Genomic DNA, 14,610 nt, shown 5'->3' on the forward strand with positions numbered 1-14,610 from the left:
TCGTCACCCGGCTTTTTTGATTTTTTACTTCCTCTTTTTCTCACCCTCTGCCATGTTGATACTCCTTTGTCGGGGAATGCCTGACCTTATAAATAAAAAGGAAGCTGGCTATGCAGTATCACCGTATCCCACACAGTTCTCTTGAAATCAGCACCCTCGGGCTGGGAACCATGACTTTTGGCGAACAGAATAGCGAGGCCGATGCCCACCAGCAGCTCGATTACGCGGTTGCCAACGGCATCAACCTGATCGATGTCGCTGAAATGTACCCGGTCCCGCCGCGCCCGGAAACCCAGGGGCTGACTGAAACCTACGTCGGCAACTGGCTGGCGAAACGCGGCAATCGCGAAAAGCTGGTGCTCGCCTCGAAAGTCAGCGGGCCCGCGCGCAATAACGACAGCAGCATTCGGCCCAATCACGTCCTGGACCGCAAAAATATCCGCGAGGCGCTGCACGCCAGCCTGAAGCGGCTGCAGACCGATTATCTCGATTTATATCAGGTTCACTGGCCGCAGCGGCCAACCAACTGCTTTGGCAAGCTGGGCTATACCTGGGCCGACGCCGCGCCCGCCGTGACGCTGCTGGATACCCTCGAAGCGCTGACCGAGTTCCAGCGCGCCGGGAAGATCCGCTACATCGGCGTGTCGAACGAAACCGCCTTCGGCGTGATGCGTTATCTGCACCTGGCGGATAAGCACGACCTCCCGCGGATCGTGACTATTCAGAATCCTTACAGCCTGCTGAACCGCAGCTTTGAAGTCGGCCTCGCGGAAGTGAGTCAGTTCGAAGGCGTGGAGCTGCTGGCCTACTCTTGTCTGGCTTTCGGCACACTGACCGGCAAGTATCTCAACGGTGCGAAGCCGGCAGGGGCGCGCAATACGCTGTTCAGCCGCTTTACGCGCTACAGCAGCGAGCAGTCGCAGAAAGCGGTAGCGGCCTATGTGGATATCGCCAAACGCCACGGCCTCGATCCGGCGCAAATGGCGCTGGCCTTTGTGCGTCGGCAGCCGTTTGTCGCCAGCACCCTGCTGGGGGCGACGACCATGACGCAGCTGCAGGCCAACGTGGAAAGTTTGCAGCTTGAGCTGAGCGAAGAGGTATTAGCGGAGATTGAGGCGGTGCATCAGGTTTATACCTACCCGGCGCCGTAAGAAAGCAAAGCCCCGGGTAAGGCTTATACGCCTTACCCGGGCTACTGAAGAGCAGATATTGGCGACCCCCTCGCCCAGTCAAGCGCAGCGCAAGCCGGGAGGTTATTTACGCCGCCCCCAGACCCACAGCGCGGCAATGGCCACGGCGAATACCGCGCCAAAGCCTATCCCCACGGCGACCGGTGGAACGCCCACGCTCACCGCCAGGGAATAGAGCCCCAGCATCAGCAGCATCGCCACGTTCTCACCGAGGTTCTGTACCGCAATGGCGTTACCTGCCCCGACCGAATGTTTCCCACGCTCCTGCAGCAGCGCGTTCAGCGGTACGATAAAGAACCCGCCGAACACCCCGAGCAGCAGCAGCAGACCGAACGCCGGCAGCAGCGACTGCTGCACCGCAAAGGCTATCACCGCGATACCGATCAAAATCCCGGCCGGCATACAGCGCGACACCGTCTCCAGGGTCACCAGCTTCGCCGCCGCCCCGGCACCCAGCACAATCCCCACCGCCACCATCGCATTAAGATAGGTGGGCATGGCGTTGCTGGTAATGCCCAGCGCCACCGGCACCCAGATCACCAGCAGGAAACGCAGGGTCACGCCAGCGCCCCAGAACAGGCTGGTGCCCATCAGCGAAAAGCGGGTTTCGCCGTTGCGCCACAGCGTCCGGCAGGCGCTGAAGAAGCTGTGCGTCATTGGCTTAAAACGCCACGACTGCCCCGGACGCGCTGCCGGCAGCCTGGGTATCCACAGGTTAGCCACTACCGCCCCGCCGTAGACCAGCGCGCAGACGATCAGCGCCGCCAGCACGTGCCAGTCGGCGAGGATCCCGCCGGCCATGGAGCCCAGCAGGATCGCCGCGATGGTCGAGGACTCCATCAGTCCGTTAGCCTTCACTAACTTATCGCCGGTGGTGAGTTCGCCGAGAATGCCATACTTGGCCGGCGAATAGGCGGCGGCGCCAATCCCCACCAGCGTATAGCCGATAAACGGATTGACGCCGAAGCAGATGCAGCCGGCGCCGAGCAGTTTCAGGCCGTTGGCCACCATCATCACCCGGCCTTTGGCAAAGCTATCGGCGAACTGACCGACAAAGGGGGCAAAGAGGATGTAAGCGCCCACAAACAACATCTGCAGGACCGGCTGGCTCCACTCCGGATAATAGAGCTGCTTCATCAGCGCCAGGGTGGCGAAGAGAAGCGCATTGTCGCCGAAGGCCGACAGGAACTGGGCGCAGATCACCGCCACCATCCCTTTCGAGTACAGCGAAGGGTTAGTATGTACTGACTCACTCATGGGTTGTTTCCGCCTCGTCGACCATATTTTTCAGGGTGACATAGTCTGGCTTGCCGCTGCCGAGCACCGGTAGCTGTTTCAGCCAGCGTATATCTCGCGGCACCGCCAGCTCCGGTACGCCGTGCTGGCGGGCGTAGCGCAGCAGGGCTTCACGAGTCAGTTCATTATCGGTGGTAAACAGCACCAGCGCCTCGCCTTTGCTGGCGTCCTGTTTAATCGCCGTGGCGTGCATTTTGTCCGGCGACGCGCCGAGGGCCACCTGCTCCACCATCTCGAGGGAGATCATCTCGCCGGCGATTTTGGCGAAGCGCTTCGCGCGGCCCTGAATGCGGACATAGCCCTGCTCGTCGAAGGTAACGATATCCCCGGTGTCATACCAGCCCGCTTCCATCTCGCCGTGCTGGTTTTCCGCCGCAGGCGCTTCCAGCACGCCGGGGTTTTCCACCCGCAGGTAGCCTTTCATGATGTTCGGCCCTTTCAGCTGCAGCCGCCCCCCTTGATCAATGCCTGGCATCGCCAGCAGGCGGGCGTCCATCCCCGGCAGGATGCGGCCCACGGTGCCGACCTTCGCCGCCATCGGCACGTTAATCGAGACCACCGGCGCGCACTCGGTCACGCCATAGCCTTCGAGAATGCGCAGGCCGAATTTATCCTGCCACAGCTGTTTGGTGCTCTCCTGCAGCTTCTCCGCCCCGGCGACCACGTAGCGCAGGCGGTAAAAATCGTACGGATTGGCGAAACGGGCATAGTTGGCGAGGAAGGTCGAAGTGCCGAACAGCACCGTACAGTTGCGATCGTAGACCAGCTCCGGCACCACGCGATAGTGCAGCGGGCTGGGATAGAGAAACACTTCCGCCCCGGTAAGCAGCGGCGTCAGCAGGCCGACGGTGAGGCCAAAAGAGTGGAACAGCGGCAGCGCCGACATAAAGCGGTCATTGGCGGTAAAGTCGGCGATAGTTTTGATCTGCTCGACGTTGGACAGCAGACTCTTATGGCTGTGCACCACCCCTTTCGGATTGCCCTCGGAACCGGAGGTGAAGAGGATCATCGCCGCGTCTTCCGGCTGCTGCTTAACCTGCGCCAGACGCGGCGCCAGCAGATGAGCAAAAATCCACAGTTTGTCAGCGAGGGTGATATCGCCTTTAAGATCTTCCAGGAATACCCAGCGCACCTGGGTCAGCTGCTCCGGCAGGTGCCAGAGTTTGCCTTTATCGAGGAAGGTGCGCGAGGTGAAAATGGTGTTGAGCTCCGCGGCGGCTATCGCGCTGCTGAGCCCTTTCACCCCGGCGGTATAGTTCATCATCGCCGGAATACGCCCGCGGGCGATAGCGCCGAAAATCACCGCCGCGCTGATGCCGGCGTTAGGCAGCATCAGGCCGATCTTCTCGCCCGGCTGGCTGTATTTTTCCAGAATGCGGGCGACAAACAGGGTTTTGGTTAGCAGCTTGCGATAGGTATCCGGCTGGAAGTTGATATCCTCCACGCAGGGTTTGCGCGCGCCGAAGCGGTCCTGCGCCGCCAGCAGCGACTCATACAGGGTTTCCCGCGGGCGCACCGCCATCCGGGCTTCCATCATGATCTGATGCAGCATCTCCCCGGCGATTTTGCGCCGGTCGCGGGCGCGCGGCGCCTCGGGCATCGGCAGATGGGTGGGCGGCAGGAGATGCAGCTGAATACGCGGGAACAGGCGACGTTTCACCAGCCCCTTCAGCCGGCTGAAGGGCGTCAGTTCGGCGCCTTCAATACGCAGCGGCACAATGGTCGCCTGCGATTTGGCGGCGACAAAGGCGGCGCCGTCATAAATTTTCATCAGCGAGCCGCTGACCGAAATTCGCCCTTCCGGGAAAATAACCACCGGCCGCCCCTGCTCAATCAGGCGCACCAGATGTTTGATCGACATCGGCTTGGTCGGGTCCAGCGGCACAAAATCGATAATCGGCGTCAGCGCGCGCATAAACCAGCGCTGGCTGATTGAGGTATAGACCGCAAAAACCGGTCGGACCGGCAAAAACAGCGCCAGCAGAATGCCGTCGAGGAAAGAGACGTGGTTCGGGGTGATTAAGACCTTTTGCTGGTATAAAGCCTGCGTGTCGCCGGTCAGTCTGACCCGGTATAACCCCTTGAACAGCAGTCTGAAAAATCCCAAAAGCATAACAACTCCATGTGACCGGTTGATGAGTCAAAGCAGGTTACACGAGAAGGCATGGGAAAGCAGTGCAGCGGGGGGATTTTCGGAATAAAAAAAACCTGCGCATCCGCGCAGGTCGGTGTAAGACGTTCAGTACGAAGAGCGTACCTGAGAAACTCACCTATCAATACCTCTGGGATCTCGATTGTCACGTTTTTTGGCCGTAACGGGCCAGCGGGAAAACGCAAGGGAGTGAGCCTAAGTGCAACGAGTTATTACGATTTTCGCTATCTGTAACAACGCCGATAGCGGGCAAAAAAAAACCTGCGCATCTGCGCAGGCTGGTGTAAGTAAAGTGGTCAACGTGACGTTGACTCCACCTATCAATACCTCTGGGATAGCCAGAATATCAACCGGATCCGCGAACAAACCAGCGAACATTCGCAACAGCGCATCGCAAAGTGTAAGCAAAGGTTTGTATTTTCCTGCGCCGGTTTCAATTACCGATCGCGTCAATGTAAACAGGTCACCGATAAGCCCGCGCTGAATCACATTTGCGCCATTCCTTCGCCGCCGCGCCTTGAATCTGCCGCTCTTTCCCGTAACATAGCAGTATGTAAACGCTTACCCTAGAAAAGGCATGGTATGGCGACTATTAAGGATGTAGCCCGACTCGCAGGAGTCTCCGTCGCTACCGTCTCCCGCGTCATCAACAACTCTCCCAAAGCCAGCGAAGCTTCGCGTCAGTCCGTGGGCGCGGCGATGGAAACCCTGAACTATCACCCCAACGCGAACGCCCGGGCGCTAGCCCAGCAGTCAACGGAAACCGTCGGTCTGGTGGTGGGCGATGTCTCCGACCCCTTCTTCGGCGCAATGGTCAAAGCCGTCGAACAGGTGGCCTACCGCACCGGCAACTTTTTGCTGATTGGCAATGGCTACCACAACGTGCAGAAGGAGCGCCAGGCGATAGAGCAGCTGATCCGCCATCGCTGCGCGGCGTTGGTGGTGCACGCCAAAATGATCCCCGATGAGGAACTCGCCGGGCTGATGAAACAGATCCCGGGTATGGTGCTGATCAACCGCATCCTGCCCGGATATGAAACCCGCTGCGTCGCGCTGGACGACCGCTACGGCGCCTGGCTGGCGACCCGCCATTTGATCCAGCAGGGGCACACGCGTATCGGCTATCTGTGCTCAAACCATGATATCTCCGATGCGGAAGATCGGCTGCAGGGGTACTACGCGGCGCTGGAGGAGAGCGGCCTGCCGTGCAACGACCGGCTGGTCACGTTTGCCGAGCCGGATGAAAGCGGCGGCGAACAGGCGATGACCGAACTGCTTGGCCGCGGCCGCCACTTTAGCGCCGTCGCCTGCTATAACGACTCGATGGCCGCCGGCGCGATGGGGGTGCTGAATGACAACGGCATCGACGTTCCACGGGAGATTTCGCTGATTGGCTTCGACGATGTCCTGATTTCGCGCTATGTCCGCCCGCGGTTGACTACCGTCCGCTATCCGATCGTTACGATGGCGACCCAGGCGGCCGAGCTGGCTTTAGCCCTGGCGGAGCAGCGGCCGGCGCCGGAGATCACCCATCTGTTCAGCCCGACGCTGGTCCGTCGTCACTCGGTGGTCGCCCCGCAGGAAGGCGATAAGTCATAGCGATAGAGGTGCACGGCGGTGGCCGGGTAATCCAGTCCCTCGCCGATGTAGCGCCAGCCGAAGCGTTCATAGAAATCCCGGCAGGCGGAGTAGAGATAGAGCTCCCGAAAGCCCGCGCGGCGGGCATAATCGATCACATGCCGCTGCAGTTTTCCGGCCAGCCCCTGACCGCGGGCGGCGGGCGCGACGAACAGCGCCGCCAGCCAGGGAAACAGATCCTGGCGGCTGATCAAATCGCAGCGCCAGAGGCCAATCGTGCCGAGCAACTGCTCGCCTTCCACCGCAATAAAGGTCAACGGCAGCGCCTCCGCCGTCTGGCTATGCTGCACAATGCTGGCGAAGAATTGCCGCGGCAGCGTCTCGTCGCCAAAGGCCTGCCACAGCCAGTCGGTCACCTGCGGGGCGTACTGCGGCGCAGCGTACAGCGGCAGGATCGTCATACCAGCTTCCCCTGAAAAATCGGCACTGAGTCGAACAGATAGCCGTCAAAGTCGGGGGCGTCCTCATCGGACAGCTCCAGCAGGCTGTTTTTGACGTTTTCCAGATGCTGCCACATCGCCTGCCAGGCGCCCATCACATCGCGACGCCGCAGCGCGGCGAGCAGGGTCTGCCGGTCGCCGAGCCATTTCAGCCGCCAGGCGCGGCTGGCAATATGCACATTGAACTGCTGCCACAGCGGGCTGCTGTCCATTTGCAGCCAGATCCGCTCTACCGTCGCCAACAGCATCTGGTTCTGCGTCGCCCCGGCGAGCACCAGATGGAACAGACGAGCGTTATCCTGCGCGGTGTCGTTGAGAGCGATTGCCCGCTGCTCCTGTTCAATAATCCGCTTCAGATTGTCGATATCGGCGCGGGTGGCCATTTTCGCGGCAAAGGCGGCGATGTTGCTCTCCAGCAGCTGGCGCGCCTGGAGAATTTCAAACGGGCCGACGTCGCTGCTGAGCAGCTGCTCCTCTTCGCTGTCGTTCTCGTGGGGAATGCGCATGACATACACCCCGGATCCCTGACGAATATCCACCGTCCCCTGCAGCTCCAGCATCAGCAGCGCTTCGCGCACGATGGTCCGGCTGACGCCATAGGTTTCGGCAATATGGCGTTCCGGCGGCAAACGCGACCCGACCGGGTAGCGCCCCTGCACGATCTGGGCGCGCAGGTCATCACCAATCTCCTGATAGGGCTTCTTTTCCGGCGGAACTATCGCTTTTTCCACAAAATCACCTGTGCGTTACATGCCTGCGAGTCAAATACGCCGCTATCTTAGCAAATATTGCCCCCGGCTAGCGGTATTCATCATCGATATCCAGCACCAGTTCACGCCGTTCGCCCAGTTGACGAAACCAGTGCGCCGAGGCTTTGGGTCGCCGGGCGCGATGGTTTTGCAGATCGATTTCGATAAGCCCGTAGCGGTTTTTAAAGGCGTTCATCGGCGATACGTTGTCGGTAAACGCCCACAGCATATAGCCCTGGCAGTTGGCCCCTGCCTCGCGGGCGCGCAGGGTGTGCCACAGATGTTCGCTGATAAAACGAATGCGGTAGCTGTCATCGATGACGCCTTCGCGGTTACGGAACTGGCCTTCGTTTTCCACCCCCATCCCGCTCTCCGCCACGAACCACGGGATGTTGCGATAGTCATTTTTTATCCGCATCGCCATATCAAAGATGATTTGCGGGTAGATTTCCCAGCCGCGGGAGGCGTTCATCCGCCGGCCGGGCAGCTCAAACGGCTCATAATACCAGGCCGGATGGAACGGGGTATGCGGATGCCAGGCCCGCGACGGGGCTTTGACCCGGTGCGGGTAGTAAAGATTAATCCCCAGCTCATCGACGGTGTGCTCGCGGATAACCGCCAGATCCTCCTCGCTGGTCTCCCACGTCACCTGATGCTGCTCAAGCAGCGCGAGAAGCTCCGGCGGCCAGACGCCGTGCACCAGCGGGTCGAGGAACATGCGGTTGTAGAATAGATCGTAGATCTCCGCCGCGCGCAGGTCATGGGGGGCGCGTGAGCGTGGGTAGGTCACCTCCGGATTGAGGATGCAGCCGACGGTCCCGGGATAGCCGAGCTCGCGAAACCGCTTCACGACGCTGGCGGTCGCCAGCACCTTATGATAGTTCCACTGCATCCAGGTGCTGGTGTTCTGCTCATAGGGCCAGCGCAGAGCATCCAGATAGACCCGGGTCTGCACCACAATTGGCTCATTAAAGGTAAACCAGCGCGTCACCTTCGGGTGGTAGCGGGCAAACACCTTCTCCGCGTAGCGCACAAACAGCTCAACCACCGTTTTCGACCCCCAGCCGCCATACTTTTCCAGCAGATAGCCGGGCAATTCATAATGCTCAAGGCAGATCATCGGCGTGATGCCGTTGGCCAGCAGCGCATCGAACAGCTGGTCGTAATAGGCCGCATACTCCTCATCCACCGTGACGTTTTCATAGTCGGTCAGAAAGCGCGACCAGTTGATTGAGGTGCGGTAGTGGGTCAGCCCGGCCAGCTTCATCAGCTGCACATCTTCCTGAAAGCGGTTGATAAAATCGGTGGCCACCGCCGGGCCATAGCCGTTATGCCAGACGTGGCGATCGTTTTTGTACCAGAGATCGGGCCAGGAGTCCTGCCCTGGTTTTTTCCAGCTCCAGCCTTCGGTCTGCCAGGCGGAAGCCGCCGCGCCAAGGATAAAATCATCGGGAATGGTCATCCGTACGGTAGTCATAGGCTCCTCAGACAGGGTTGGCGGTTTGTTGATTGTCTACCTGACGCTGCGCGGCATCGGCACGGCGGGAGGCGATTTTGACGAAAGGCAGATAGATAAGCACTGCGACGACGATGCAGATAAGCTGGGTCACCACCGCCCCCATCGAGCCGGCGGTGGAGAGCCAGGCGTTGATCAGCGGCGGCGTGGTCCAGGGGACCATCACCACCGCCTTGCCGGCGAAGCCGGTCAGGGTGGCGAAATAGCCGATGCTGCCGGTCACTAGCGGGGTGATGATAAACGGGATGGCGAGGATCGGGTTAAGCATGATCGGCATCCCGAAGATCACCGGCTCGTTAATATTGAACAGCCCCGGGCCTATCGACAGCTTGGCGATCTCTTTCATCTCTTTGCGCCTGGTGGCGATCATCACCGCAATCAGCAGGCCGATGGTCAGCCCCGAGCCGCCGATGCTCATGTAGACATCCCAGAAGGGCATCGTGATGATGTTCGGTACCTCTTTCCCCTGCTCAAAAGCGCTCATATTGACGGTGATCGCTCCCAGCAGCAGCGGCTCGCGGATCGGCTTGATCATCTGGTTGCCGTGAATGCCGATCACCCAGAACAGCTGGGCGACGAACATCAGCAGCAGGATCCCCGGCAGGCTCTGCACCACCCGCTCCAGCGGCTGCTGCACCACCTGGTAGACCGCATCGTAGAGATACATTCCCGTCAGCTGGTGAAAGAGAAAACCAAAGGTGGCGATCGCGGTGGTGGTGATAATCGCCGGGATCAGCGCGGAAAAAGAGGCAGAGACGTTCGGCGGCACGGTATCCGGCATTTTGATCTTCAGTCCCTTGCGCCCTTCCAGCCAGCAGTAAATCTCCACTGACAGAATGGCGATGAACATCCCAAGGAACAGACTGCGGGTATCGGAAAACTGGCGCAGCAGGACATCTTTCACCACGTGCATCTGGCCATCGACCATCATCTCTACCGTGGTCGGCGTGACGCAGATAAAGCAGATCACCGCCAACAGGCCGGGAAACAGGCTTTTGATGCCGTTGATCCGCCCCAGCTCAATACCGATCAGAAACACGGCGCCGATATTGAGGAAGTTGAGCGTAGCGTAGTTAAGCGCGCTGGTGATCGGCTTCAGCGCCGCAAGAAAGGAGAGCGAGGAAAAGCTGGCGAGCCCATTCTTCGGATCCAGCACCATATTGGAGATCAGCACCGAAAAGGCCCCGACGATGATCACCGGCATCAGGGTAATAAACGCCGATTTGATCGCCATAATGTAGCGATAGCTGTTGAATGTCGTCGCGAAACGCCCCAGCGCGTCGATCAGTTTGTCCTGTAATGCCATAAAAGAGTACCTCAGTGTAAAGGGCTTAATGCGGCCAGGTGAACAGCCAGAGACTTTTGGCATACCAAAACATAGTCGCCAGGCAAAAATAGTTCTGTGACAGCGCTCGCAACGCGTACAGTGGTATCCCAAATATCCGATAAAATCGACATTGGCATACCAGAGTCTGTCGGCTCGTCAGTTCCTGCCAAAAGCGTGATCGCGATGGTTTTTCCGCCCCGCCCCATCGATATGTCCCTTTTCGGTCTGTGATAAACTGCGCTTTACCACGTGAAATCAGGAATCGATGAATGGCTACAATGCTGGATGTCTCAATTCGCGCAGGCGTCTCGAAAGCGACGGTTTCCCGCGTGTTGAACGGCACAGGTCAGGTGAAAGAGAGCACCCGCCAACAGGTCTTTAAAGCGATGGAAGAGCTGGGCTACCGGCCCAATTTCCTTGCCCGCTCGCTGGCCAATCAGACCAGCAATAGTATCGGGCTGGTCGTCTCCACCTTTGACGGCTTCTACTTTGGCCGTCTGCTGCAGCAGGCGTCACGCCAGACCGAAGCCTGGGGAAAGCAGCTTATCGTCACCGACGGCCATGATACGCCGGAGCGCGAAGAGGAAGCGGTGCAGATGCTCGCCGACCGGCAGTGCGATGCGATCATCCTCTATACCCGGCACATGAGCGAGAAGGCGATCATGTCGCTGATTAACTCGATCGCCATGCCGCTGGTGGTGATTAACCGCGATGTGGCGCAGGCCCGCGAACGCTGCGTGTTCTTCGAACAGCAGGAAGCCGCCTTCCAGGCCGTGGAGTATCTGATTACCCAGGGCCACCGCGATATCGCCTGCATCACCGTCCCGATGCATACCCCTACCGGCCAGGCTCGCCTGCAGGGCTACCGCAACGCGCTGATAAAACATGGTATTGAGTGGGATCCGAGCCGGGTGAAGTATGGGGACTCGACGATGACTCGCGGCTACGAACTGTGCCGGGAACTGCTGGACGAGAAAGCCCGCTTCAGCGCGCTGTTTTCCTGTAACGATGATATGGCGCTGGGGGCGTCAAAGGCGCTGCATCAGGCGGGGCTGCGTATTCCACAGGATGTGTCGCTGTTTGGCTTCGACGATGCGCCAAGCGCGAAATGGCTGGAGCCGGGGCTGTCGACGGTTTATCTGCCGATCGACAACATGATCACTACGGCTATCGACCAGGCGATCAAGCTTGCCAATCAGCAGCCGATAGAAACAATCCCGCCGTTTACCGGCACGCTGGTGCTTCGCGAGTCGGTGACGACGGGACCTTTTTTTAAATAAGCTCTAAGGCCAGCAGCTCCTGGATGGTCTGGCGACGGCGGATCAGCCGCGCCTTACCGCCATCAAACAGCACCTCCGGCAGCAGCGGACGGCTGTTATAGTTGGACGACATCGAAGCCCCGTAGGCGCCGGTGTCATGGAGCACCAGATAATCCCCAGGCGCCACCGCCGGCAGCAGGCGGGTCTCGACTTTGCCCCCCTCCTGCTGGGTAAAGACATCCCCGGATTCGCACAGCGGCCCGGCCACCACGGTTTCGACCTGCGGCGCGGCGCTGAGATCCCGGCCATCCCCCGCCAGAGCGGTGATATGGTGATAGCTACCGTACATTGCCGGGCGCATCAGGTCGTTAAAGCCGGCGTCAATCAGCACGAAGTGACGGCTGCCCATCTCTTTCACGCTGCGCACCTGCGACACCAGCACGCCGGACTCGGCCACCAGGAAGCGTCCTGGCTCAATCTCCAGTTTCACCGGGTGCCCCAGATGGGCCGCGATCTGCTCCCGGGCGCGGTTCCACAGGCCATAATAGTGGGCGGTGTCGATGGCCTCTTCACCTTCGCGGTAAGGAATCGACAGACCGCCGCCGGCGGAGATGGCCTGCAGATCCTGGCCAAAGTCGACGACCTGGCGCACCATCGCGCCGCACACCTGCTCCAGGTGACCATAGTCAACGCCAGAGCCGATATGCATATGGATCCCGACCAGCTGCAGCTGATAGCGACGCATCACTTCCAGCGCCGCCGGCAGGTGGCTGTACCAGATGCCATGCTTGCTATTCTCACCGCCGGTATTGGTTTTCTGGCTGTGGCCGTGGCCAAAGCCCGGGTTGACGCGCAGCCAGACGCGATGGCCCGGCGACACCTCGCCCAGCTGGCTCAGCATGTCGATCGAGCCGGCGTTCACCGGGATCTGTAACGCCTTCACCCGATCGAGGGTGGCGTCGTCGATCAGATCGGCGGTGAAGACGATATCCTCGGGATTTTGCTGCGGATCGTAGCCTGCCGCCAGCGCCCGCTCGATCTCCCCCAGCGACACCGAGTCCACCTTCACCCCCTGCTCACGCATCAGACGCAGAATATGAATGTTAGAGCAGGCTTTTTGCGCAAAACGCACCACGTCGAACTGGCTGAGCTGGGCTATCTGGCGGCGAATAATCTGCGCATCATAGACCCAGACCGGGCAGCCAAATTCCGCCGGCAGGCGCAGCAGGTTGTCCGCGGTCAGGTCAGTATCGGTGGCGTAAAGCGAGTGTGGCATAAGAACTCCGGTGCAGTGCGTGTGTTGGTCGCTGTTTTTTCTGATTACGCCACAGTGACAGACGAATAAAAAATATCGTTTTATCGCGACTCTATGCAAAAATGATATGGTTCCAGCCGAGCCTCACGGAGACCGCATGCCAGCCGTCAATTTGCGTCATATTGAAATCTTTCACGCGGTGATGACCACCGGCAACCTGACCGAAGCGGCGCGAATGCTGCACACCTCGCAACCCACCGTCAGTCGCGAGCTGGCGCGCTTTGAGAAGGTGCTCGGCCTGCAGCTGTTTGAGCGGACCCGCGGTCGCCTGCAGCCGACGGTGCAGGGCCTGCGTTTGTTTGAGGAGGTTCAGCGCTCCTGGTATGGCCTGGACCGTATCGTCAGCGCCGCCGAGAGCCTGCGCGAGTTCCGCCAGGGCGAGCTGTCGATCGCCTGTCTGCCGGTGTTTTCCCAGTCCTTTCTGCCGCTGCTGTTGCCGCCGTTTCTCGCTCGCTATCCGGAGGTCAGCCTGCAGATCGTCCCCCAGGAGTCGCCGCTGCTGGAGGAGTGGCTCTCCGCCCAGCGCCATGACCTTGGCCTGACGGAGACCCTGCATACCCCCGCGGGCACCGAACGCACCCCGCTGCTGACGCTGAATGAAGTCTGCGTGCTGCCCGCCGGCCATCCGCTGGCGGCGCAGGCGACGCTGACCCCCGCCGATTTTCAGGGCGAAAACTACATCAGCCTGTCGCGCACCGACAGCTATCGCCAGCTGCTCGACGCCCTGTTCCTTGAGCATCAGGTTAAACGGCGGATGGTGGTCGAAACCCACAGCGCGGCCTCGATCTGCGCCATGGTGCGCGCCGGCGCCGGGATCTCGGTGGTGAATCCGTTAACCGCCCTGGACTATGCCGATAGCGGCGTAGTGGTGCGCCGCTTCAGCGTCGAGGTGCCGTTTACCGTCAGCCTGATCCGCCCCCTCCACCGCCCGCGCTCGGCGCTGGTCGACGCCTTTGTTGCCCACCTGCAGCAGAGTCTGCCGCAGATCCTCACGCCCCTGGCGTCGGTCCTGCAGAGAGCATAAAGTTGACCGCGTCTTCCGCGTGGATCGCCGCGGTGTCAAAGACCGGCAGCGGACTGAGCTCGGCAGGCACCAGCAGGCCAATCTCCGTACAGCCGAAAATAACCCCTTCCGCCCCCTGCTCCGCCAGGGCGGCGATCGTCTGCAGATAATAATCCCGCGACGCCTCGCTGAAAGTGCCGAGACAAAGTTCGTCGAAGATGATCTGATTGATCTGCGCCCGATCGTCAGCCTCAGGGATCAGCGTCTCGATGGCAAACTGCTCCTGCAGACGACCGCGGTAAAAGGTCTGCTCCATGGTATAGCGGGTGCCCAGCAGCGCGACCCGGCGCTGACCTTTGGCGGCAATCGCCCGTCCGGTGGCATCGGCAATATGCAGGAAGGGAACCTGGCAGCGGGCGGCGATGGCATCTGCGACTTTATGCATAGTGTTGGTGCACAGGACAATGCCTTCGGCCCCCGCCTGCTGCAGCCCGACCGCGGCCTCAGCAAGGATCTCCCCGGCGCGATCCCAGTCGCCGGCGGACTGGCAGGCTTCGATGTCGTGAAAATCGACGCTGTGCAGCACCAGGCTGGCAGAGTGCAGGCCGCCCAGTCGCGCCTTAACGCCCTCATTGATCAACCGATAATAGGGGATCGTGGACTCCCAGCTCATGCCGCCTAACAGGCCAATGGTTTTCATCTTCTGCTCCTTATGTCGTTTCTGC

At 60.2% G+C, this 14,610-nt stretch carries 12 protein-coding genes; 4 read left to right on the forward strand and 8 right to left on the reverse strand.

Going from position 1 to position 14,610, the window contains the following annotated elements; genetic code table 11:
• Positions 1-110: 110 nt before the first annotated feature.
• Positions 111-1,151, forward strand: a complete 1,041-nt coding sequence (locus BHE81_RS14405) for an NADP(H)-dependent aldo-keto reductase (RefSeq protein WP_002915975.1) — start codon at positions 111-113, stop codon at positions 1,149-1,151.
• A 102-nt stretch (positions 1,152-1,253) separates the two neighbouring features.
• Here the strand turns inward: BHE81_RS14405 and lplT are convergent, their stop codons facing one another.
• Positions 1,254-2,447 (reverse strand): lysophospholipid transporter LplT, encoded by a 1,194-nt coding sequence (lplT, locus tag BHE81_RS14410; protein ID WP_004185495.1) that lies wholly within the window; start codon positions 2,445-2,447, stop codon positions 1,254-1,256.
• Positions 2,440-4,599, reverse strand: coding sequence for a bifunctional acyl-ACP--phospholipid O-acyltransferase/long-chain-fatty-acid--ACP ligase (aas, locus tag BHE81_RS14415; protein ID WP_002915977.1), 2,160 nt, complete (start codon positions 4,597-4,599; stop codon positions 2,440-2,442). The genes lplT and aas overlap by 8 nt, the downstream gene beginning before the upstream one ends.
• 621 nt (positions 4,600-5,220) lie before the next feature.
• Here aas and galR point away from each other — a divergent pair.
• Entirely contained in the window at positions 5,221-6,237 is a 1,017-nt protein-coding gene (gene galR / locus BHE81_RS14425) for an HTH-type transcriptional regulator GalR (protein ID WP_002915981.1), read from the forward strand.
• Here the strand turns inward: galR and BHE81_RS14430 are convergent.
• The 4 genes from BHE81_RS14430 to BHE81_RS14445 all read right to left on the reverse strand — a co-directional run bounded on the left by BHE81_RS14430 (position 6,198) and on the right by BHE81_RS14445 (position 10,287).
• Positions 6,198-6,677, reverse strand: coding sequence for a GNAT family N-acetyltransferase (locus BHE81_RS14430; protein WP_023301514.1), 480 nt, complete (start codon positions 6,675-6,677; stop codon positions 6,198-6,200). The genes galR and BHE81_RS14430 overlap by 40 nt on opposite strands.
• Positions 6,674-7,447 carry a GntR family transcriptional regulator gene (locus BHE81_RS14435; RefSeq protein WP_004900355.1) on the reverse strand — a complete coding sequence of 258 codons (774 nt, stop codon included), beginning with the start codon at positions 7,445-7,447 and terminating at the stop codon, positions 6,674-6,676. The genes BHE81_RS14430 and BHE81_RS14435 overlap by 4 nt, the downstream gene beginning before the upstream one ends.
• A gap of 67 nt (positions 7,448-7,514) precedes the next feature.
• Complete coding sequence (locus tag BHE81_RS14440) at positions 7,515-8,942, reverse strand: glycoside hydrolase family 1 protein (RefSeq protein WP_023301513.1); 1,428 nt, start codon at positions 8,940-8,942, stop codon at positions 7,515-7,517.
• Between the two features lie 7 nt (positions 8,943-8,949).
• A complete protein-coding gene (locus BHE81_RS14445; RefSeq protein WP_004174520.1) occupies positions 8,950-10,287 on the reverse strand; it encodes a PTS sugar transporter subunit IIC in 1,338 nt (445 codons plus the stop codon).
• A gap of 299 nt (positions 10,288-10,586) precedes the next feature.
• Between BHE81_RS14445 and BHE81_RS14450 the strand changes: the two genes are divergently transcribed.
• Positions 10,587-11,588 carry a LacI family DNA-binding transcriptional regulator gene (locus BHE81_RS14450; protein ID WP_004229436.1) on the forward strand — a complete coding sequence of 334 codons (1,002 nt, stop codon included), beginning with the start codon at positions 10,587-10,589 and terminating at the stop codon, positions 11,586-11,588.
• Here the strand turns inward: BHE81_RS14450 and lysA are convergent.
• Positions 11,581-12,843, reverse strand: a complete 1,263-nt coding sequence (lysA, locus tag BHE81_RS14455; protein WP_002915990.1) for a diaminopimelate decarboxylase — start codon at positions 12,841-12,843, stop codon at positions 11,581-11,583. The genes BHE81_RS14450 and lysA overlap by 8 nt on opposite strands.
• A gap of 136 nt (positions 12,844-12,979) precedes the next feature.
• Between lysA and BHE81_RS14460 the strand changes: the two genes are divergently transcribed.
• A complete protein-coding gene (locus BHE81_RS14460; RefSeq protein WP_002915991.1) occupies positions 12,980-13,906 on the forward strand; it encodes a LysR family transcriptional regulator in 927 nt (308 codons plus the stop codon).
• Here BHE81_RS14460 and BHE81_RS14465 read toward each other — a convergent pair.
• The gene (locus BHE81_RS14465; RefSeq protein WP_023286845.1) at positions 13,872-14,585 is read right to left on the reverse strand and encodes an aspartate/glutamate racemase; all 714 of its coding nucleotides are present in this window, start codon (positions 14,583-14,585) and stop codon (positions 13,872-13,874) included. The genes BHE81_RS14460 and BHE81_RS14465 overlap by 35 nt on opposite strands.
• Positions 14,586-14,610 lie beyond the last annotated feature (25 nt).

It is taken from the genome of Klebsiella sp. AqSCr (genome assembly GCF_008452795.1).
Classification (GTDB): domain Bacteria; phylum Pseudomonadota; class Gammaproteobacteria; order Enterobacterales; family Enterobacteriaceae; genus Klebsiella; species Klebsiella pneumoniae.